The organism is Vibrio sp. LB10LO1, from assembly GCF_010092875.1.
GTDB classification, from domain to species: Bacteria; Pseudomonadota; Gammaproteobacteria; order Enterobacterales; family Vibrionaceae; genus Vibrio; species Vibrio campbellii.
This window is the reverse complement of record NZ_JAADJW010000001.1, coordinates 15,351-37,817: the sequence shown is the minus strand read 5'-3', so window position 1 is coordinate 37,817 and position 22,467 is coordinate 15,351. Positions and strand designations below refer to the sequence as shown.

At 45.9% G+C, this 22,467-nt stretch carries 18 protein-coding genes; 7 read left to right on the top strand and 11 right to left on the bottom strand.

Going from position 1 to position 22,467, the window contains the following annotated elements; all coding sequences use genetic code 11:
• Positions 1–214 precede the first annotated feature (214 nt).
• Positions 215–1,153, top strand: a complete 939-nt coding sequence (locus GXP65_RS00155) for a LysR family transcriptional regulator (protein WP_162091676.1) — start codon at positions 215–217, stop codon at positions 1,151–1,153.
• A gap of 89 nt (positions 1,154–1,242) precedes the next feature.
• On the opposite strand, the gene GXP65_RS00150 is transcribed toward GXP65_RS00155, so the two are convergent.
• From GXP65_RS00150 to GXP65_RS00140, 3 genes are all read right to left on the bottom strand, one after another.
• Entirely contained in the window at positions 1,243–3,027 is a 1,785-nt protein-coding gene (locus tag GXP65_RS00150) for a mechanosensitive ion channel domain-containing protein (RefSeq protein ID WP_346265895.1), read from the bottom strand.
• Positions 3,021–3,230 carry a hypothetical protein gene (locus tag GXP65_RS00145; RefSeq protein WP_162091675.1) on the bottom strand — a complete coding sequence of 70 codons (210 nt, stop codon included), beginning with the start codon at positions 3,228–3,230 and terminating at the stop codon, positions 3,021–3,023. The genes GXP65_RS00150 and GXP65_RS00145 overlap by 7 nt, the downstream gene beginning before the upstream one ends.
• Before the next feature lie 75 nt (positions 3,231–3,305).
• On the bottom strand, positions 3,306–4,349 hold the full coding sequence (locus GXP65_RS00140) for an alpha/beta hydrolase (protein WP_162091674.1): 1,044 nt from the start codon (positions 4,347–4,349) through the stop codon (positions 3,306–3,308).
• A 497-nt stretch (positions 4,350–4,846) separates the two neighbouring features.
• Here GXP65_RS00140 and GXP65_RS00135 point away from each other — a divergent pair, with 497 nt between their 5' ends.
• Complete coding sequence (locus tag GXP65_RS00135) at positions 4,847–5,665, top strand: EAL domain-containing protein (RefSeq protein ID WP_162091673.1); 819 nt, start codon at positions 4,847–4,849, stop codon at positions 5,663–5,665.
• Between the two features lie 113 nt (positions 5,666–5,778).
• Here the strand turns inward: GXP65_RS00135 and GXP65_RS00130 are convergent, their stop codons facing one another.
• Positions 5,779–6,318, bottom strand: a complete 540-nt coding sequence (locus GXP65_RS00130) for an RNA-binding S4 domain-containing protein (protein ID WP_010649343.1) — start codon at positions 6,316–6,318, stop codon at positions 5,779–5,781.
• Between the two features lie 126 nt (positions 6,319–6,444).
• On the opposite strand from GXP65_RS00130, the gene GXP65_RS00125 reads away from it, so the two are divergent.
• On the top strand, positions 6,445–7,398 hold the full coding sequence (locus GXP65_RS00125; RefSeq protein ID WP_162091672.1) for an endonuclease/exonuclease/phosphatase family protein: 954 nt from the start codon (positions 6,445–6,447) through the stop codon (positions 7,396–7,398).
• On the opposite strand, the gene cra is transcribed toward GXP65_RS00125, so the two are convergent.
• Positions 7,388–8,383 carry a catabolite repressor/activator gene (cra, locus tag GXP65_RS00120; protein WP_162091671.1) on the bottom strand — a complete coding sequence of 332 codons (996 nt, stop codon included), beginning with the start codon at positions 8,381–8,383 and terminating at the stop codon, positions 7,388–7,390. The genes GXP65_RS00125 and cra overlap by 11 nt on opposite strands.
• Positions 8,384–8,776: 393 nt before the next feature.
• Between cra and fruB the strand changes: the two genes are divergently transcribed.
• From fruB to fruA, 3 genes are read left to right on the top strand one after another with little or no spacing between them, the layout of a single operon-like run.
• Entirely contained in the window at positions 8,777–9,910 is a 1,134-nt protein-coding gene (fruB, locus tag GXP65_RS00115; RefSeq protein WP_162091670.1) for a fused PTS fructose transporter subunit IIA/HPr protein, read from the top strand.
• A gap of 11 nt (positions 9,911–9,921) precedes the next feature.
• Positions 9,922–10,896, top strand: a complete 975-nt coding sequence (gene pfkB / locus GXP65_RS00110) for a 1-phosphofructokinase (RefSeq protein WP_162091669.1) — start codon at positions 9,922–9,924, stop codon at positions 10,894–10,896.
• 19 nt (positions 10,897–10,915) lie between these two features.
• Positions 10,916–12,661, top strand: coding sequence for a PTS fructose transporter subunit IIBC (gene fruA, locus GXP65_RS00105; RefSeq protein WP_162091668.1), 1,746 nt, complete (start codon positions 10,916–10,918; stop codon positions 12,659–12,661).
• Positions 12,662–12,891: 230 nt separating this feature from the next.
• On the opposite strand, the gene GXP65_RS00100 is transcribed toward fruA, so the two are convergent.
• From GXP65_RS00100 to GXP65_RS00085, 4 genes are all read right to left on the bottom strand, one after another.
• Complete coding sequence (locus tag GXP65_RS00100) at positions 12,892–13,605, bottom strand: hypothetical protein (protein WP_134977141.1); 714 nt, start codon at positions 13,603–13,605, stop codon at positions 12,892–12,894.
• A 274-nt stretch (positions 13,606–13,879) separates the two neighbouring features.
• Positions 13,880–16,939, bottom strand: coding sequence for an efflux RND transporter permease subunit (locus GXP65_RS00095; RefSeq protein ID WP_162091667.1), 3,060 nt, complete (start codon positions 16,937–16,939; stop codon positions 13,880–13,882).
• Positions 16,939–18,000 carry an efflux RND transporter periplasmic adaptor subunit gene (locus tag GXP65_RS00090; RefSeq protein WP_162091666.1) on the bottom strand — a complete coding sequence of 354 codons (1,062 nt, stop codon included), beginning with the start codon at positions 17,998–18,000 and terminating at the stop codon, positions 16,939–16,941. Before GXP65_RS00090 ends, GXP65_RS00095 begins: the two co-directional genes overlap by 1 nt.
• On the bottom strand, positions 18,000–19,073 hold the full coding sequence (locus GXP65_RS00085) for an efflux RND transporter periplasmic adaptor subunit (RefSeq protein ID WP_079401700.1): 1,074 nt from the start codon (positions 19,071–19,073) through the stop codon (positions 18,000–18,002). The genes GXP65_RS00090 and GXP65_RS00085 overlap by 1 nt, the downstream gene beginning before the upstream one ends.
• 163 nt (positions 19,074–19,236) lie before the next feature.
• Here GXP65_RS00085 and GXP65_RS00080 point away from each other — a divergent pair, with 163 nt between their 5' ends.
• Complete coding sequence (locus tag GXP65_RS00080; protein WP_005431288.1) at positions 19,237–19,962, top strand: TetR/AcrR family transcriptional regulator; 726 nt, start codon at positions 19,237–19,239, stop codon at positions 19,960–19,962.
• A 228-nt stretch (positions 19,963–20,190) separates the two neighbouring features.
• Here the strand turns inward: GXP65_RS00080 and gcvT are convergent, their stop codons facing one another.
• Both gcvT and GXP65_RS00070 read right to left on the bottom strand, forming a co-directional pair.
• Positions 20,191–21,309, bottom strand: a complete 1,119-nt coding sequence (gene gcvT / locus GXP65_RS00075) for a glycine cleavage system aminomethyltransferase GcvT (RefSeq protein WP_162091665.1) — start codon at positions 21,307–21,309, stop codon at positions 20,191–20,193.
• 267 nt (positions 21,310–21,576) lie between these two features.
• On the bottom strand, positions 21,577–22,200 hold the full coding sequence (locus tag GXP65_RS00070; RefSeq protein ID WP_005431308.1) for an XRE family transcriptional regulator: 624 nt from the start codon (positions 22,198–22,200) through the stop codon (positions 21,577–21,579).
• Between the last annotated feature and the right edge of the window lie 267 nt (positions 22,201–22,467).

Here is a 22,467-nt window from a genome sequence, read left to right as displayed (position 1 = left end):
CCCTTTCCCTTTCCCCTTCCTACTTTTGTCATTGGTCACTTCAAATAAATAGCCGTTTTCTAATTTGATTGAAGTCACAGACTTCGTTTCAACGACGAGTCTGTCGAATTACCATTACCATTGATTATTCATTGCTTACAAAATGAGTCATTGAGTTTATTGGCAATTCGCATATGCTAATAAGCACAATTCCTATTCATTGCAGTGAGGGTTTATGATTGATTTGAAAGACTTGGATCTCAATCTTCTCAAAATACTGAAAGCTGTCGTCGAAACTCAAAACACTCATGCAGCGGCAGATGCGCTTGGCATTTCCCAAACCAGTGTCAGTCGAGGGCTTGCAAAATTAAGAGAAACATTCGGTGACCAACTTTTTATCCGTAAAGCACATGGTGTCGAACCATCCGAACTGGCAGAGAAACTTGCCGAAGCATCTGATGAAATGCTCAATCCTCTTATGAAAGTCGTAGAGTCTTACCATCACTTCGATCCATTAGAATTTACTGGTGAAGTGAATATAGCAATGAATGTTTTTATTCTTGAACAATTCGGAGATGGGATATTTAGCGCGCTAAGAGAGGCACTCCCTAATGCGAACTTTAAAATGCTATATTGGCAAGAGCACAGCCTATTAGACGTTCTCAGTGGTAACATTGATTACCTTCTACATTTTTCCGGTATGCCTTTCCCACAAGATATCTATTTGCATAAACTCCAAGACATCAAGGTCAGTGTGGTTGCACGCAAGGAGCACCCTATTTTGAGTCACCGTCACGATTGGGAAGATATTCATGATATTCCCGTCGCACGCATTTTGATTGATGGGGTCAACACTAAACGCTCACCGATAGAAGAGTTGTACCTATCAAAAGGATATACGCCACGAGTTACGCTCGCGACACACAGCGTCTCTGTATTAACGAACAAAATCAAGAACTCAGATGCGTTGTGTTTTGGTAGCAGCTTTATGACCGTAAAAGAACCCGAACTACAATGCTACCCCCTTCCCAAAGTGCCAAAAGAAATGCACCAAATTCAGTTAAACGGCGGTTATTTACAGTCTAAGCGCGGCTTTCCGCTTAACCAGCATCTACACCAAACGCTGCAGAGCTATTTCGATTCAATTGAGCAGCCTGATTGCCTCTATTCTTAACATCTTCGTTGTAGGCACACTTTATCGAGGTATTAAAAAGGGTAGCGAACACATTCGCTACCCTTTGGACAAACCACACAAATATTAGATTATCGAACCGCTGATGTTTTTGAGGGGTATAAAATAGTGTCCTTGATTTCATGTTTGTATTCGTAACTAAAATCAGGGAAAGGAAATTCGCTTTCTTCATGCCATTTTGCTACCACTTGAGCGGCTTTTGTCTTTTGCTCCTCATCATCAGAATCTTGCTTCTTCACCAGTTGGTATTGGGTGGAGTGTGCGATTTTCGCCCCAACGCTTTCTACCTGCGCTAATGCGGCAAACAGAATGTCTTCCTGAACGGCCATAAACTCTTCGTTATCTCGACATCGAATGTACGCCATCATATTGATGTTAATCGAATAATCCCCGACGCCAATTAACCGCACACGAACAGGCTCTGCTTCTGTCATTGGATGCTGAAGTAGCAATCGGCGGATGTTCACGATCAGTACTCTTAACTGTTCCAAGCTGATTTCAGAACGTAATCTAAGTACGTGGTCCATACGGCGTTTGTCCCGACGCTCTAAGTTATCAATTTCCATGTTGGCAAATTCAGAGTTCGGTATCGTAATTAAAGACCGCTCTAGTGTGCGGATGCGAGTCGACCTAAGTCCGATACTTTCAATTGTTCCAAGTTTCTCACCATAACGACAAAGTTCGCCAATTTTGATTCCACCATCGGCATAGAGCGTCAACCCGTTGATTACGTTTTCTAACACCGGACGAATTGCAAGCGCGACCGCTAAACCACCCACACCTAAACCAGCAAGTATGGGCGAAATTGAGAATCCCATATATTCGATGACATAAATGCCCAAAACCGCAATCGTCAATCCACCGACTATTCTCGCCAAGACAGTGATGAGAGAAGAGTCTACGTGTTTCCCATTGTGTTTTTTAAAGACATAGATCTCAGCAAAATAGTTAAATATTGCCATGATCAACCAAGACACGGAAACGAACTGCGCAACTAAGAAAGAAGTAGCGAAAAACTGATAAATCCCCCCGGTTAACCAAACCCCATCATCAATGAACTTTCTGGTCATCATCAGTAGCAATACTACTAATACTAGCGAAATTAACCTGCCTATTCGCCACTTGAGCCCTTTACTTTCCCACTTGTCATTCCAACGATCGCCAAACATAAAGCTGATTTTAATCATCACTTTACATAGTGACAGCACACAGGCTAATGCAAACCACTGCCACAATGGTAATGGTCCATACAACTGGTTAAATGAAGACGGCAGCGCCTGTATATACTGCTTTGAAATTAAAGGGCCTGGGCTGGCTAAAAACGTTTGATAAAGGTCGTTCCTCGGTTCCACAGTGTAGTCATTCGAGGCTAATGTCCGATACCAACGGGGTAGACTCTGAACCGTCACGGCAGAAAACAAAAATTGGTCAACATTATCTCCACTCATTTGTTTGGAGATAACAATATCGGAGTTTCCAAGACGCCAATACGACAAATCATTCTCTCTGACTTGATTAAGGCCTGGCGAGCTTTCACGAACCTCCAAATCAAATCGATCAATAACCTCTCGCAGCAAAATGATTCTTTCCATCGTGACGACGGTCCGACTGCGGTTAGGTACCAATGAGAGATCCATGGTCCTTAAAGCCTGAGCGTAAGCCTGTTGGGCTTCAGGAAGCTGTAGGGTTTCTTCTTGCCAGTGGTGAATGACTAAATCCGATGAATAGATAAAGCTGGCTAAGGTGTCACTGGGACTAGATGTGTCAGCCAGTTTTACTGGTTCATTTGCTCGCAAGGTTAAACTAAAAAATAAGAGCAGAGAGCCGAATAAGGTTGCGATATAACGATTTAACACGATTTCTGTTCATCCTCGCTGACTGGCTGTTTAAGGTCTTCGTTAGAAGCACCATGAGTATTATTTTCTGGTTGTACCCAGGCTTGATCCATTGGGGTCATGGAATAACCATGATCAATCAAAGATTGGTGGGTGGAATAATGGCATATCGCTTTTAATAACGTCGATATGCAAAAAGAGAAAAATGTACGTACTTGTTTCATGGCTGTCTCCATCAAACGAGTCACGTCCTTGTGATATGAAAAATCAGTTAGTCGAACTCAAATCTTCAACTCTCACTAGTTAATGTGCTTATCGAAGAACAAACCAAGCTCTTTCAGTGCATCGTCGGATTCTGGCATATCCACAATTAGGCCGTTCATATAATCGCCGTGGGCTTGACCATCGTACACATGCAAGTGTGTGTCGACGTCTGCGCTACGTAATAATCGATGCATACGCACGGTGTCACTAAGCAGAAGATCACGAGTTCCTGAGATAAAAATCGTTGGTGGAAAAGATTCGATCTCTGCATTGATTGGTGACAACAGAGGGTTGTCTAACGGCTCTCCATTCGCGTACAAATCAAATGTACCTTGAATCACACCTTCGCGTTGGCCCAGTGGGTCAAGCCCTTTCAACGTGTGCCATGTGTCTGACGTCTCTTTTAGATCGACTGCTGGCGTCCCTGCGAACAAAGCACCTGGAGTTGGCAGCCCAAGCTCTTGTAGCTTAAGCGTTGATGCCAGGGTCAAATTACCACCAGCTGATGTTCCAAAAATCGCCGTTGATTCTGGAGCCTGAGTTTTAATTAGCTCTTTCCACACCGTCACCACATCATCAATAGCTGCTGGGAACGCGTGATGTGGTGGTTGGCGGTAATCAATCGAAATCACTTGAGCACCTAAACCGTTTGCAACCCATATCGCTTCACGCATTGCAGACTCTCCACCACCAAGAACAAAAGCACCTCCATGGATATGGACAAGCCACTTATCTTTGTATTCTGGTGCAATGTTTTGCGGGGTCACAAGGAAGGTATCCACACCGCCAATCTGTTTCGTTTCAAACGTCGTGCCTGTCTGTTCTAGCGCGTAATGCGCAAGCTCAATGCCAGCTTGATCATACATCGTTTGAAATTTAACCCATTCTTCTTTTGTGGTTGGTACAGGTACATTAAGTGGTGATTGAGTTCCTCTTTGCTCCAACAGAGTCGAAAACTCATTAGAAACACCTGCTGGTGTTGGAATAGTACGCTTCTCTAACACAGCATTTGCAAATACCGCAGAGCTTGAAAGACCGATTAATAGTGTAGGAATAAGAGTTGCTAGTTTAGATTTCATGTTCGCTCCAGTTGTCGTTTTGTTTAACTGAAGCCATTATTTATTGAGCAAACCATAATGCCTATGAATTAGAGAAATTCAAATTTGCCCTGTCTAATCCTGCAATAATGAATTTGTCTAATTCATTAAATAGATAAGCCTCCTGTGCGATAACTCCCTTATCGCTTATAAGGAGGCTCTATGAAGTATGTACCTGTCATTGCCATATTTTCTGCGTATTTAGTGTTTTTCTTTACGCTCGTCATCAAACTAAATAGTTAACCTATATACCTAAGAGCACAACGGTTCTAATCAGACACTCAGAAATCTAGCTCATGAATGGCGTGATCTACTTTCTGAATTGTATCTGTATAGCAATATTTTTTAGCTTGATGGAGAAAAATTCGGAATCTATTTCAAATTAACTCAATAGCGCTCCTATTTAGGACTTTCTATGTCTTCAAATCGGAACCCCATCCTGTTAGAGTCGATTTCATGCTAGTTTTTTGGCGTTATTCATGGAGTTAAAGAAGCAATCTGATTACGAGCAGTACATAAGACAGAACCGTCTTGGTGAATACTACGTTGTGCTCAATCAATACACTTTTCACAGTGTTTATCAGCCTATCTTTGATAAACACCAGAAAATGATCGGTATGGAAGCCCTACTGCGCATTCGTGGTGCTGATGGTGCCTACATACGTCCCGATCTTTTCTTTACTGATAGCAGCATTGATACCCACTTTAGACTTTGCATCGAGTTCCTATCTCGAGCAATTCATATCCGCAACTTCGCTCGTCACTTTGCGGGCTCGCCGATCAAACTGTTTCTCAACGTAATGCCCCAAACGTTATTAACGCTTACCAATGACATGGGCTTTAAAGATAACGGATTACTCTACAAGCGATTATCTGAATTGGGTATGGCACCTTCTGATGTCGTCTTTGAAGTGGTAGAAGAGGCCTGTGGCGATACAGAGCTTTTGAGCCAAGCCGTAAAACTCATGCGCGCCAATGGCTTCTTGTTTGCGATTGATGACTTTGGCTCTCACCATTCTGATATGCCGCGAGTGAAGCAGCTTTGCCCTGATATCATCAAGATCGACCGCTCTTACCTACTCGACTATTGCTCTGGTGACACACTCGCGATAGCCAATGCAGTCGAACTCGCCGTTCAGATGAACGCTAAAGTCGTGATTGAAGGCGTAGAAGAGAACAGCCAGTTATCCGCAATGCAGGCGCTCGACTTGGATTACTACCAAGGTTTTTATCTAGCGAAACCAAACTCGATTCACCACTGGACCAAGCAAAAAGACACAGCTAAGGTACTGCATTAAAAGCGATAACACTGAGACGAATTAAATCGTTTTAGATACAAAAGCGCCGCCTAGGTTACTCATCAAAGCGGCGCTTTTCTGTTTATGTCGATTCTGATATCCAAATGAGACGTTTAGAAGAAGTCGATTGAGTTGCGGCCACTCTTAGGATCGCGAACTGCTTGAGGCTTGTCGTCTTTCTTGCCTTTCTTAGCAGATTGAGACAACGCTTCTTTCTGTGCTTTACGCTCTTTGTGTGCAGCTTTACGACCAGTCGACTTAGGGCCCTTAACGTTCGCTTTTTCGTTCTTTTTCGAGCGAGACTTTTCTTTACGAGCCGTTTGCGCTTCTTTCTTCGCCTTCTTCTCTGCTTTTTGCTCTGCAGTTTCTGGCTCAGTCACTGGTGCATCACACACTACGACATAATATTCTTGATTGAACTCAAAGAAGTCACCGTCATACATCTTGCGACGCTTACGTGTTTCAAGCTCGCCGTTTACTGCAACGTAACCTTCTTCGATGATGTGTTTTGCTTCACCACCGCCACTCACCAAGTTTGCGATTTTGAAAAGCTTGTACAGCTCAATTGGGTGTGCGTCAACGTCGATACCGATCGCTTCGATCTCAATCTCTTCGCCTTCTAAATACTCTTCGTGTTCGTAATCTTGGGTCATGTTCATTACTCATTTTTCTTGATGAACGGAGTTTAAACGGAATGCGTACAAATAGAAACGTGATCTTCACTCAACTTGTCCAATTGGGTATATACTCACCCAATAACTCCTTGAACGAGCGATATTTTGTCTAACAAGAACCACATTACCTTTGCCACCGCCAACCTGTTGAACTTTGTCGCACCTCCTGGCGCGTATTATGATTTCGAGAACATTTACTCCCTCGACGATTGGCAGGACAAACTCACTTGGACCAAATCGCAGTTCGACCAACTCAATCCCGACATCATCGGCTTGCAAGAAGTATTCAGCATTAAAGAAACCCAAGCCTTCTTTGCTGAGATCGGTTACCAATACTTTGCCTGTGTCGATACACCGCATATCGAGGGCGACTACATATACTCTCGTCCTGTTGTTGCCGTAGCCTCTCGCTTTCCCATTGAAAGCTTTGAAGCCGTCACATTCGATCAAGATACGCTCAATGCCTTTGATGATATCGACGCGCCGCCGTTCAGCCGAAAACCCGTTCGGGCAACCATTATTCACCCAATCATTGGGCATATCTGCGTGTACGTCACGCACTTGAAGTCACAACGCCCTGCAGACTCAGAGACACCAGAACAGGCCAGCAGACCCATTGCCCGCTGGCTATCGACACAACAACGGGGTTGGGAAGCTGCAATGCTGCGCGATGCAATGCAAAAGCACTATGCGAATAGCCCGATGCCGACATTGTTGATGGGTGACATGAACCAAGCCATCACTCAAACAAGCGTTAATAACGTTTTGGTTGAACAATACGGTGACAGCGTCACTGACTTACGACTTTATGATGGCTGGGAATTGCAAGTGGCGCCATCTTTAGAATCAAGACCAGCAACACACTACCACTTTGCGAAAGGAAACGTGTTGGATTACATACTACTGTCGCAGGAGTTTGATGCGCACGCCGATGTATCCATAGCAGAAGTGACGAATTATCAAGTGCTGGATGCACACCTGATTAACCCATCTTTTGAGAGAGATAAAAACGCCAGCGACCACGCCTTTGTGGCGCTGACGGTAGAAATCAAGCTTTAGCGTCGGTGTGACGTTTCACGATCTTACGCGGAATCAACTCCACCCCTGCTTTATAGCGTTTTGCTGAAGCATTGAGCGCCAACTCCATTGCGCTGTCGGCAATTAGCTCAAATTGCTGTGGTAGCGAGTTGATTTTGATTGGCAGAAAGTCGAGTAAGCGGTTATCACCAAAGGTAGCCAAACGCACCTTACCCATCAGTTCAGGCTTTTCTAACATCACGTCCAACACGCCTTCTAATAAGGTGTATGACATGGTCACTACCGCATCAGGTAGCTGGCCTTTTGCAATCCAACCTTCCAGAACCTTCTTCCCTTCTTCACGGGAGAAGTGCTGGCCATAACCTACCAAAGCCTCGTTACCTTCTTGCTGACAAGCAGAGCGGAAACCCAGTTCACGCTCTTTAGAAACTTGAAGTTCTTCTAATGCGCCAATCAGACCGATGGACTCAATCTCCGAAGACAGTACCGATTCTGTCAGCTCAAATGCCGCATCGAAATCTTCACTGATCACACAACAAAAGTGTTCATCATCCATAGGACGGTCGAGTGCGATAACGGGTGTGCCCGAGTTTTGCAGCTTTAAGTAGTACTCACTGGCGGCAGGCATACTACTGGCAACAAACAACGCATCAATGCGGCGGCTAACTAGCGCCTCAGCCACCTTTTCTTCGGTTTGCGGATTGTCGTCTGAGCAACCAATCAAAATTTGGTAGCCTGCTTTACGAGAGTTCTGTTCAATCAGTTTTGCTAAACGTGCGTAACTGGTGTTTTCTAAGTCTGGAATGATCAAACCAAACGAGCGAGAGTTACCCGCTCTCAAAGAAGAAGCGGCGTGATCCGGTTTGTAATTGTAATGCTCAACCACCGCCATGACTTTCTTTTGAGTCTTTTCGCTGATGCGGTATTTCTGCGCTTTACCGTTAATCACATAGCTTGCCGTGGTCTTGGAAACCCCAGCTAATTTTGCTATTTCATCCAGTGTCATATTCTAAGCCCTGTTCTGTGCGCGGGATCATATTAATACATCAACGATCCTTCGATAAGTTGAATTATATGCTGAACCGATTCAGTATAAAAGCTGAAAGGATTCAGCAAAACTTAAAAATTGACGAGAGTCACCAAAATCAAGCAACACATACACGGTTTGCTAGGCTATTAAAATAATAGAGCCGTGAACGGTTAGCCCCTGATTTGAAAACGGTTTCGCTGAATGCTTTAAAAAACTTGACTAATTGCTGAATCGATTCAGTCACCTGTTAAGCAATACTGCTTAGTGAATAAATTGAGTTCAGCAACAACAGAACCACGCGTTACGCAGCCCAAACGCTCCGTAACCAAGATGAATTAGAAATAAAGACCTTAAGGCTGGAGAAGCACCATGCTTAAGCTAAGTAAGAACGACATTACCCTATCTCAATCCGCTACAGATAAATTTGAAGCGATCAAAAACATCGCTCAAAGCCTTACAGACAAAGGTCTGGTAGAACAAGGTTATGTAGAAGGCATGCTAAACCGTGAAAACCAGAACTCTACGTTTCTAGGTAACGGCATCGCAATTCCTCACGGTACGACTGACACGCGCTCAATGGTGAAAACCACTGGCGTTGCTGTACACCATTTCCCAGAAGGCGTTGAATGGGGCGACGGCAACAAAGTATTCGTTGCTATCGGTATCGCCGCGAAATCGGACGAGCACTTAGGCATTCTTAAGCAGCTAACAAAAGTATTGGGTGCCGACGGCGTTGAAGAGCGTCTACGCAAGGCGAAAAATGAAGACGACATCATCGCCCTACTTCATGGCGACGTTCAGCTAGAAGCCGATTTCGATGCATCTCTCATTCAACTGCAATTCCCAGCGAGCGACATGATTCAGATGAGCGCGGTTGCTGGCGGCCTACTTAAAAACACAGGTTGTGCAGGTACAGAGTTCGTTGCAGACCTAGTAACAAAAACGCCTACACATCTAGGCCAAGGTCTATGGCTAGTTGGTAGTGATAAGCAAGTAACCCGTACTGGTGTTGCTTTTGTATCAACAGCAAATGATTGTGAGTTCGAAGGCGAGAAAGTACGCGCTCTAGTCGCTTTTGCTGCTTGCAACAATGCTCACCAATCTATCCTAAGCACGATTTCAAAGCTTGTATTCAATAACGAACACAGCAAACTACTTGATGGTTCTGCTGAACAAATTCTTGCGCTATTTAAAGGCGAAGAAATGGCAGCGGAATCAACTGAAGATGGCAACACAGCAATTTTCAAGATCAAAAACGCACACGGCCTACACGCTCGTCCAGGCGCGATGCTAGTTGCAGAAGCGAAGAAGTTCGAATCGAACATCCGCGTAGCTAACCTTGACGGTTCGGGTAAAACAGTAAACGCGAAGAGCCTAATGAAAGTTATCGCGCTAGGCGTGAAACACGGCCACCAGCTTCAATTCTCTGCTGAAGGACCAGACGCTGCACAAGCGCTTGAGTCAATCGGTAACGCAATCGCATCTGGTCTTGGCGAAGGTTAAGGGGCGAGAGAATGACAGAATTGAAAACAAACAAAGTCGTTACCATCACACTTAACCCTGCCCTTGACCTCACTGGCTCACTAGACGCACTAAAAGTCGGTTCTGTTAGCCTAGTTGAAAAGAGCAACCTACACGCTGCGGGTAAAGGCGTAAACGTGGCGAAGGTACTGAGCGACCTTGGTGCGGACGTTACCGTGACGGGCTTTCTTGGTAAAGATAACCCAGAGCTGTTCCACCAGCTGTTTAGCGATATCAACGTAATGAACGAATTTGTTGAAGTAGAAGGCGCAACCCGCATCAACGTGAAACTGGTCGAAGAAGATGGCCAAGTGAGCGACATCAACTTCCCTGGTGTTCAAGTAACAGCGCAAGAAATCGCTCGCTTTGAAGAAACCCTATTCCGCCTTGCAGAAACACACGATTACTTTGTATTGGCAGGCAGCCTACCGGGCGGTGTTACTGCAGAGCAATGCGCAGCATGGATTGAGAAGCTTCATCAGCAAGGCAAAAAAGTCTTGTTCGATAGCAGCAAAGCTGCGCTGCGTGCAGGCATCGACGCTCACCCGTGGCTGATCAAACCAAACGATGAAGAGCTAAGCGACTTTGTTGGCGAGCACCTAACCACACCAGAGCAATGCCAAGCAGCAGCACAGACGCTAAGCGACAAAGGCATTGAGAACATCGTGGTTTCTATGGGTGCAGACGGCGTGATGTGGCTGAACCAAGGCGAATGGCTTCGCGCTCAACCACCACGAATGAATGTTGTAAGCACTGTTGGCGCAGGCGATACGCTTGTGGCTGGCTTGTGCTGGGGTCACATGCAAGTGTTGCCGAAGAACGATTTACTGCGCTTCGCTACGGCGCTTTCTGCCCTAGCAGTGAGCCAAGTTGGTGTTGGCCTAACCAGTCAGGAAGAACTGGAGAACATTAAGCTCCAAACCGAAGTTACCGAGCTTTACCCTAATACGAACTTAGACAAAAACTAAGGAACAGAAGGTTATCAGTATGAATATTGCCATTATTACAGCTTGTCCAAGTGGTGTTGCGAACAGCATCATTGCGGCAGGCCTACTAGAACAAGCAGCAGCTAAGTTGGGTTGGAACGCAAAGATTGAATGCCAATCAAGCGTGGTTGAACCAACACTGCTAACAGACGCTGACATTGAACAAGCAGAAGCGATCGTAATTGCGGCTAACACTCCAGTTGATACTTCTCGTTTCGTAGGTAAAAAAGTCTACCAAACAGATATCAGCACCGTTGCAAAAGACGCAATGGCTTTCCTGCAGACTGCGGTTGAAAACTCAGCAACACTAGAGCAAGCAACCACAGTTACGGCACAAGTAGCAGCACCAGCAGAAAGCGCATCTGCAACAAAGAAGATCGTTGCTATTACTGCATGTCCAACTGGCGTAGCACACACTTTCATGGCAGCGGAAGCGCTAGAGGAAGAAGGCAAACGTCGTGGTCACCAAATTAAAGTGGAAACGCGTGGCTCAGTAGGTGCGAAAAACCAACTGACTGACCAAGAAATCGCAGACGCAGATTTGGTCATCATCGCAGCAGACATCGAAGTACCTCTTGACCGCTTTAACGGCAAGAAGATGTACCGCACTAAAACAGGTCCAGCGCTGAAGAAAACAGCAGAAGAAATGGACAAGGCGTTTGAACAAGCAAGCGTATACCAACACTCTGGTTCTTCTAGCGCATCATCAGCGACAGAAGAGAAGAAAGGCGCATACAAGCACCTAATGACAGGTGTATCTCACATGCTTCCAGTTGTGGTAGCCGGTGGTTTGATCATCGCCCTATCCTTCGTATTTGGTATCGAAGCATTTAAAGAAGAAGGTACGCTGGCAGCAGCACTGATGAACATCGGTGGTGGCTCTGCATTCGCATTGATGATTCCAGTTCTTGCTGGCTACATCGCCTTCTCTATTGCTGACCGTCCAGGTCTAGCTCCGGGTCTCGTTGGCGGTATGCTTGCAAGCTCAACTGGCGCAGGTTTCCTTGGTGGCATAGCAGCAGGTTTTATAGCCGGTTACGCAGCGAAGTTCCTAGCAGACAAAGTAAAACTTCCACAATCAATGGAAGCGCTTAAACCGATCCTTATCATTCCTTTCGTGGCGACACTGTTCACGGGTCTTGTAATGATTTACATCGTAGGTGGTCCGGTTTCAGGCATCATGAATGGCCTAACTGACTTCCTAAACAACATGGGTTCCGACAGCGCAGTTCTACTGGGTATTATCCTTGGCGCAATGATGTGTTTCGACCTAGGTGGTCCAGTAAACAAAGCTGCTTACGCATTCGGTGTGGGTCTATTGGCTTCACAAACTTACGCACCAATGGCGGCAATCATGGCGGCAGGTATGGTTCCTGCGCTTGGTATGGGCCTTGCGACATTCATTGCTAAGAACAAGTTTGAGCAAAGCGAGCGTGAAGCGGGTAAAGCATCATTCGTTCTTGGTCTGTGCTTTATCTCTGAAGGTGCAATCCCATTTGCAGCGAAAGATCCAATGCGTGTTATCCCATCATGTATGGCTGGTGGCGCACTAACAGGTGCACTATCTATGCTGTTCGGTGCAAAACTGATGGCACCACACGGTGGCTTGTTCGTGCTGCTTATCCCTAACGCAATCTCGCCAGTACTGATGTACTTGGTAGCAATTGCAGCAGGTACAGCGGTAACGGGCTTCACTTACGCGTTCCTAAAGAACAAATCAGAAGCGAAACAACAAGCTGCTGCTTAATCGCAGACAGCGATTAAATAACAGTTAACAATGCCTCCCTCGATTTGGCATTCGACACCTCCCTCTAGCCTCGGCTTTGGGAGGTGTTTTTTATTATACCCAAGTAACCTCGATAGCTATGGGATAACAAATACCATATCGGGTACAAGATCCCCTAAAACAAAGGGCGAACGCTTATAATAAGTGTTCGCCCTTTTCTTGTTTAAGTTGGCAGTGTTTAAACCGACAATTTATTGCATTGGTACTGATTCAACATCCACATCACCGCTGCTCAAGTTCACTGTCGCAGTGTAAACATTGTGTGGGTCACCATGGTGTTTAAAGGTGAAGTGATACACGTTCGCCGGGGTCCAAATCTGCTTATCATCGGCTGGCATAATGTCGTAACCATCTTGTTGGTATAACTCGGTCGCCATAACATACGCCGTCGCGGTTTGTACCTGCGTATTGCGATCAACTTTAGGTTCTAGTGAAGGGTTCGTTGGGTAAGATTCACCGTTGTAACTCATCTGACGGTAAGCACCATTACTCCACACTACAAAGTCTTGCCAACCGTTACTGTAGCTGTCAATGAGTGCAATTGGTGTTCTTGTTACAGACATGCGGTTCAGCACTTTGCCGTTGTTATCGAACATATACGCCGTGCAACCACCACTTCCGCAGAAGAAACGGTCTTGGAATAGCACCAAATGCTCTGCTGTGCCATCACTATTCAAATCCGCTGATCCAGTAACATAGCGAATTTTATCTGTTTCTAAAGAAAGGCCCTGTGGCATCAGAACGCTTTGGTCGATCCAAGTTGCAATGGTGGCTGCATCCGCGCTTTTTAATTCTACTGGCGCTTGAGAGTCTGCGTTATCGGTAGAGATGCCGTCTGTTGAAGAACAGCCAATTAGCGTTAGTGAGCCTAAAAGGAAGAGTCCGTGTAATCCGCGATTGTTCATTTGCGTTCGCTCTTTTATTGATGATGTGCTCTTAGTATACGCAAGATTTATCAATCGCTTGTAAGAAAATCATAAAAATCAGTGAGGTGTACACTAAACCACCAGCGCTGGTTTTCGCCTTCATTCTCTGCTCGACTCTACACTCTCACCTCTATTATCTTTCTCTCTCTTCCCTCTCGAATCTCGCATCTTAATTCTCTCCGATCAAAAAAGCCCTGAGGAAAGTCCCCAGGGCTAGGCAGGAATCTGACAATAATAAAAGTCAGGAAGTCCCTTATGCAGTGGTTGGTTTGATCTTAAACAGAATTGCAAACATGACTGGTACAACAATCAAAGTCAAAACTGTAGCAAAACCAAGGCCTGCCATAATCGTAATCGCCATTGATCCGAAGAACGCATCAAACACCAATGGAATCATACCGAGGATGGTGGTCAGTGCCGCCATACTTACTGGTCGAACGCGGCTGATCGCACTGTCGACAATCGCTAAGTAAGGATCTTTGCCCGACTCCAATTCAAGGTTGATTTGGTCTAGAAGTACGATACCGTTTTTCAGAATCATACCGCTTAAGCTCAATAGACCAAGGAACGCGGTAAAGCTGAATGGCATATTCGTGGTTAACAAACCAAACGACACACCGATGATAGACAGCGGAACGGTGAACCAAATAACTAGTGGCTTCTTCAGTGAGTTAAACAGCAGCATCGTAATGATGAACATCAACAGGTAACCCATTGGCAGTGAGCCAAACAGACCTTCTTGCGCATCTTTCGATGACTCGTACTCGCCACCCCAAGTGATTTCGTACCCTTCTGGAATATGCAGTGCCATCACTTTTGGTTGAACACGAGCAAACAAGCTTGCCGCTGTATCGTCACTCAGTACATCGTGGTCAGCCAGTACCGTTAGAGTACGCTTACGGTCACGACGCTGAATCAATGGCTCTTCCCAATCCAGTTTCACTCCATCAATCACTTGGTCTACTGGAATGTAGCTTTGAAGCGATGGACTCCAGATATTCACGTTCTGCAGTGATTCAAAATCCACACGTTCCGCTTCTGGCAGACGCGTCATGATAGGCAGAATATGCGTGCCATCGCGAAGGAAGCCCAGTGTGCTACCACCAAACGCCATTTGTAGTGTGCTTGAAAGATCTTCTTTCGAGATACCTAAACGGCGTGCTTTCGATTCGTTAAATACAGGCACTAACTCTTTAGTGCGCTCACGCCAGTCGTGACGGATGTTACGAGCACCTGGGTCAGTATGAAGAATATCTTCTACTTGTACCGCAAGCTCACGCAGCACTTGTGGATCCGGGCCAGTAATACGCGCTTCAATCTTAGACGCTGGAGACGGGCCGAATTCCATCAACTTGAACTGGAACGTGGGTTTATCAAACGTCTTCGCTAGGTTGTCATCCAACTTATGCAGCAGTTCAAACATGTTCTCACGGTCTGTCGTGCGAACTTGGAACTGTGCGTACGCTTCGTAGCTTTTCTCTGGTTGGTAAGTCAGAGCGAAACGCTGTAGACCCTGACCAATCGACGCAGAAACAAAATCGACATCATCTTGTGTACGAATGTAACTTTCTACTTCTTCCGCTTTCTTGATGGTCTCGCGAATGTCTGTGCCTTCTGGCATCCACATATCAACGTAGAACATTGGCGTGTTTGATGGCGGGAAGAACTGTTGCTTCACACTACCAAACGCAACCACAGCACCAACGAGCAATGCCACCATGCCTGTTACCGTTAACCAGCGGAAACGAAGTGCAAGTTTAAGAGACGCACCGAATGCCACGAATAACCAGCCTTTGTATGGGTCTTCGTCTTCAGCATCCGAACTCTTGTCTTCTTCTTTCAATAAAAGATCCGCAAGGAATGGCGTTAGCGTAATCGCGGTAATCCAGCTTAAGAATAACGAGAAACACAGTACCCAGAACAGCGAGCCCATGAACTCACCAGTCGCATCTTGTGACAGACCGATAGGCGCAAACGCGGTAATAGCAATGACTGTTGCTCCAAGCAGCGGCCACTGAGTTTGTTTCACAATGTCTGTAGCGGCTTGAACTTTGGTTCGTCCTTTCTTAAGACCCACCAATATTCCCTCGACCACCACGATGGCGTTGTCCACCAGCATACCAAGTGCAATGATCAGTGCACCAAGTGAGATACGGTGCAGCTCAATGTTGTTGTAGTTCATCAAGATGAAGGTACCGAATACCGTCAACAACAGCACCAAACCGATGATCACGCCACTGCGCAAACCCATGGTGAACAGCAGTACGATGATTACGATAGCCACGGCTTCTGCCAAGCTAATAACAAACGCTTTAACTGAATCGTCTACTTCTTGCGATTGGTTGTAGAAGTAGTTCATATCGATACCAGCTGGCTTGATGGTCTCAAGGCTTGCTAGTTCAGCTTCAATACGTTGACCGACTTCTACCACGTTTACGCCAGACGCAAACGAAATACCAATGTTGATTGCTTTCTTACCGTTGTACAGCAGCACATTGCCCGGCTTTTCTTGAATGCCACGGCTGATGGTTGCGACATCTTTCAAGCGAATAAGGTTACCCGTATCACGACCATGAATAATCAGGTTTTCTAGTGCTTCTACGGTGTTTAACGTACCGCTTGGGCGAATAATGAGGCTCTCGCCGTTTACCATTACCTCACCTGCAGAAACCACATTGTTCTGTTGGTTCAGCAAGCCAGAAATTACATTCATGTCGAGGTTTAAAGCCGCCAAGCGATCCAATGAAATCTCAACAAACAGCATCTCTTGTTGGTCGCCAGCGATATCAACTTTACCCACGCCATCGATCAGTTCGAGTTCACGTGTGAGTTGGTCTGCGTAACGTTTCAATTCTACGTAATCGTAGTCATCACCCGTTAGCATCAGCATTACGCCGTACACGTCACCAAAGTCATCAATGATTTGCAGAGATTGAACGCCTTGCGGCAAAGTTGGTTGCAGATCGTTGATTTTACGGCGCATTTCATCCCAGATTTGCGGGAGTTCATCCGGACCGTAGTCCATCTTCATGCTCACCATAATCTGAGACATACCGCTTGAGGATGTCGACGTGATCTTGTCGATGTAAGGCAGCTTACGAATCTCTTTCTCAAGCGGATACGTCAACTCTTCTTCTACTTCCTTAGAAGTCGCACCGGGATACGTTGCAATCACCATCGCATCTTTGATGGTAAAGGCCGGGTCTTCCAACCGACCCAGTTCAAGGAACGACGTCACGCCGCCGATCGCTAGAATAACGATGAACAGCCAACTGATGACTTTGTTCTTAATTGAGTATTCAGCAATGCTCATTATTGTTGTTTCTCCACCACATCCACATGCTTACCTTCGCGCAGTTTGCGTAAGCTGGAATTCACTAATACATCGCCTTGAGCAACACCTGATGACACAATTGCGCCTTCGCCATTCACTTGGTCGATAGACACTTCAACTTTAGTGACAGCGTCACCGTTTAATTTCCAAACGAAAAACTCACCAGCATGACTGCCCGCTTGAAGCGCCGTCATTGGGATGTTGTAACCATCAATCGACGTTATACCCGCTGCCACCATGTCTACTGCAACGCTTACGCTAGTACCCGGCAGAATCTCTTCCTCAGGTTGTGGCATGGTTAAATACATTTGGTAAGTTTGCGTTTGTGCGTTTGGCTCACTTGTGTGCTCTAAGTAATCCAAAGAGTAAGATTTCGCGTCACCCGAGAACGTGGCTTGAGGCTGGTAGCTCATGCTTTGTGTATTTGGATTCACCATTGCTAATACGTTGTCTGACAATTCGATACGAACGTACACTTTGTCGCTCTGATAAAGGTTGAGAACCGGCTCACCAATCGCCACACGCTCAAAACGCTCTTTGAAAACATCCGAAACCTTGCCCGCGAACGGTGCAAACAAACGTGTGTAGTTCAATTGGTTGGTTGCGTTGTAGAAATTTGCCTCGGCCAGTTCTTTGTTCGCCGTTAGCTCGTCCAACTCCGCTTTAGAAATCATTTGGCGGTTATGCAGCTCTTCACCACGTTTAAGCTGACGAATCGCGAGTGTGTATTGTGCTTCTGCGTCGTTGACTGCTTGCTTCTCTTTGCTGTCGTCTAGCTTGGCGATCATCTGGCCTTGTTTCACCGTGTCACCCGCTTTTACTAACACATGCTGAACTTCGCCTGCGCGACGGAATGCAATTGGCGTTTGCTCGGCAGGCACAACCTGACCTTTAAATGTGCGGTATTGGCTTTTTACGGGAACATCAACAGCAACCGTAGAGACATACAAAGGCTGCTCTGCGATCACTTCGTCTGTACTGTTACAACCAGTGAGTACCGCCAGTGCGATAGCCGATACTGTGAATAATGAACGTTTCATTAGATACCTTCCTCACGAACCCACGCTTTGACAACTTGGCCTTCCACTAAGCGTTCAACACCTGCGATAACCACGTAATCGTTGTTATCTAAACCAGACTCCACAGCGCCCTTAGCATTTAGTGACAATGTCACCTTATTTACTTGTTGTGTATCGCTGTCCATGACCCAAACTTCACCATAAGCCGCGTCTTTCGACACCCAGGCTGCATTTGGCAGCATCATGGCGTTAGAAACGTTTTGCTTCGCAATGTGTACTTGCCCTGTCATTCCCGTTAGCAAGTTACGATCAGACGGACGCGTAATCGTCACGATCGCTTCATAGCTGTTGGTATCAGCATTAGGTTGGGTTGAGATTTCTTTGAATGTGCCTTGGATGCGTTTGTTTGGCTCGCTGTCCATCGTCACCCACATCTCTGCGTCTTTTAGTGCGTTGAGTGACACCGCTTCGGCGTAAGTCACCGGAAGAGTGAACGACACGTCCAACGTGGTGTTGTCGATAAGATTTAAGATTTCTTGCTTAGCCGCTACCACTTGATAAGGCTTCACATAGGTATAAGACACCACACCATCAAACGGCGCATGAATCTCTGTGTAGCTCAGGTCGGTTTTTGCTTGCTCTAAGTTTGCCAGTGCCGCTTTGTATTGGGTTTCTTGCTGGTCATAGCTATCAGTACTGATCAGCTTCTTGTTGTACAAGCTTTTTGAGCGTTCCCATTGCGTTTTTGCTAATGCGTACTGCGCTTGTGATGCATCAAGCGCCAGCTGCAAATCTTTTGGGTCTAGCGTTGCAAGTACATCGCCCTGCTTCACCTCTTCACCCATTCGCACGATCAACTTCTCAATTTCGCCACCAACCTGAAATGACAGTTGCGCTCTGTAGGTTGCATCTATTCGTGCAAGGAATGCATCGGAATCGGCAACCGATAGATCATTAACAGCAAGCAATTTTACCGGTTTGATTAATGGCTCGGACGGCTCTGATACGGCTTTGTTACACCCTGTCAGCATCGTGGCGAGACTCAATGCCACCGCTGCTCCGACAAATGTGCGCTTTAAGTATTGTTTTCGCACTGGCTTTCTCCATCGACTTTATATTTATTACACAGTCGTGCAGTATATTGATCGCAAAAAAATGATCAACATATTTTCCATGTGGATAATAAAATAATTAGTCAAAGTGTCCGGTTTCTGGTAAAAATAGGCGCGTTGATTAATATTCGGGAAAATTCGAACTATGACAGAAAGAAAGCAAGGCCGTAGAAGTGCCGAAGCCGCTGAGCAAACTAAGTGCCTGATTCTTAGAGTCGCGGCAGATATGTTCTGTGAGTTAGGGTACGAACGAGTTTCGCTTCGCAACATCAGTGAAAAGGCTGGTGTCTCCCATAGTTTGATTCGCCACCACTTCGGCAGTAAAGAGAAGATCTGGCAAGCAGTGAGCGACGGTATGGATGACTTCATGCAAAGCTACATGGCACAGTTGGTCAACGAAATGCCAGAAAACACCCCGTCTAATCAAAAAATCTACTTGTTCATGGTAAGAATGCTGGCATTTGCACTCATGAACCCGCACCCAATCCAAATGATTGCGGATGCGATTCGCCAAGACGACGACGCCCTACTGCAATACTTCTTACGTTCGGAAGATGAATTCGCGGCGATCTTCACTCAGCTATTCTCAGAATATAATCGTGAGTTCCCTGAAACACCGACCGATCAATGGGAATCAAAGTGGCAAATGCTGCTGTTCGCTCATGGCGCAGTGAGCCTAACGCCGATGATGCAAAAAACATGGCCAGCGATGGCAGAAAACCGAGATAAGCTACTGATCAACCATTGGGAGCTGTTCAACACCATCATGGCGAACCAATTTGGTATCAGCAAAGAAGACATGATTCACCCAGAGCATTTGAGTGAAATCGTGATTAAGATGTGCTGTCCGATTGAAGAACTGACCGCATAAGTTGAACTTTCAAAAGAACATAAAAAATGCCGAGCACTTAGCTCGGCATTTTTGTTTGTACTTGTCGCTTTAGCGAGGAAACGAAAGGAACCTACTTCATAGTTACTTATTCCTAAACGCAGCACTGTAGTTATACAGCGCGTGGGAGGTAGATTCCAAGTCTCGCCTAGTTTCACCTAGTCTCGCTGAATGACGATCTTTAATTAGCTCACTAAATCAATAAGCTAATTATCCGCGGTAGTAGCGTTGTGGAACGAACGGCATTTTTTCTACCGTCATTGGTAGCATTTTGCCACGTACTTCTGCGAACAACTCTGTACCGATCGCCGCAAGGTCTGCGCGTACATAACCCATTGATACTGGCTTACCTGCGTTAGGGCCTGCTGTACCACTGGTTACCACACCGATCTTGTTGCCTTCTGCATCAAACAGCTCCGCGCCTTCACGCACTGGTGCTTTGGTTTGACCTACTAAGCCAATACGCTTACGAGCAACATCTTTTGTTTCGATTTGCTTAAGAATGATGTCTGCGCCTGGGAAACCACCAGCACGCTCGCCATCAGCGCGACGTACTTTTTGAATGCCCCATAGTAGGCTTGCTTCAACAGGCGTTGTTGTTGTGTCTAGGTCATGACCGTATAGACACAGACCACACTCTAGACGCAGTGAGTCACGTGCGCCTAGGCCGATCCACTCAACTTCTTCTTCGCCAGTTAGCTTACGAGCAAGCTCTTCTGCTTTGTCAGCCGGTACCGAGATTTCGTAACCATCTTCGCCCGTGTAACCACTACGAGAAACAATGCACTCAACGCCGAGTAGTTCAACTTTACGAACGTCCATAAACAGCATCTCTGCTACTTCAGGAGCAAAGCGTGCTAGTACCTCTGCCGCTTTAGGACCTTGAATCGCAAGCAGTGCGCGATCATCAATGATCTCAAGCTCAATGCCAGAAGGAAGATGCGCCTGAAGGTGTGCAATGTCTTGCTCTTTACATGCTGCGTTCACAACAACAAACAGATGATCGCCAAGGTTAGCCACCATCAAGTCGTCCATGATGCCGCCATGCTCATTAGTAAAGAAAGCATAACGCTGTTTGCCCGCACCTAGGTCAACAATATCAACCGGAACCAGTGTCTCTAAGAACGCTGCTGCACCATCACCAATCAAACGAAGTTGACCCATGTGAGAAACATCGAACAGACCTGCTGCATCACGTGTGTGTAAGTGTTCTTTCTTTACGCCTAGTGGGTATTGAACTGGCATGTCGTAACCCGCGAACGGGACCATCTTTGCGCCTACTTCAACATGAAGTGCATGCAGTGGTGTTTTCAGAAGTTCTTGAGTCATTTTCGTCTCCATTTAGATAGACCCGAGAATGCTGTCGGCATTCGCATCGAATAATGTTTCCAATAATAAACACGCTTGATTCAATTTTGCACGAACAAGACATCCCTCGACTTTCAAAAGTGTGACTTTTAACATTTTAATCACAACAAAACGCACAAAAAAGGCGCTCTGTTGAGTGAGATATCATCAACAGAGCGCCATCATAACGCATTTAAAACCAATAGCAATCGTTTGCCTTCACTATAGGAAATTTACAACTATTTATCACTATTTGGCTGTGACCCACAAAATGTGCGCGTCTTCCTCACTCACACTGGTCAACATATGACCCATGTTCGCATCGTAATACACACTGTCACCTTCGCTTAATACAACAGGCTCATAGAACTCCGAATAAAACATCACTTCACCGGATAAGATAAGCAAAAACTCTTCGCCATCATGACGAACCCAGTCTTTGTATTCATCAAAACTGCGGGCACGGATTTGGCTTTTAAAAGGCATCATTTTCTTATTGGAAAGTTGAGTCGCCAGAAGCTCATGCTCGTAGGTTTGGGTTGGGTGTGGTTTACCCTCTTTCTTCTTGGTAACATCTCTACGCCCTGTCGCCACCTTTTTTCTTGGTGGTTCAAACAGTTGCGGCATATCGATTTGCAAGCCGTGCGCTAGTTTTTGCATGGCTTGGAACGTCGGAGAAATCTGTTCGTTCTCTATCTTACTTAGCGTAGAACGCGCAAGGCCAGTACGTTGGCTCGCCTCTTCTAACGTAATGCCGAGTTTGGAGCGGATATCTTTGATGCGTTGACCGAGCTTAAGCGGTTCAATATTTTGGTCTTGCTGCTCTTTCGCCAACGTCATTGACGGGTATTCATCGTAAATACTTTCTGCCATAAATCCCTCTTTAAAACTCCCTTATTCCTTTCTATTAGCATTGTGCATGAAGCCTATAGTGGATAAAAGTCCACCGAGTTAATTAAAGCGTGCTCTTGTTAACAAAACCAGAAATCTCGTTTCCTATAGGAAATTTTTGGTTGATTGTTCGTGCCGCAGGCGCTATGTTACCAACTTGTTAGATGTAGAGATGCACATTTCCGTAAGAGATTGGAGAAGGAAAACCACAATCCGACGGAGTTTTGCCCACTTATTCGGGCCGAAAGT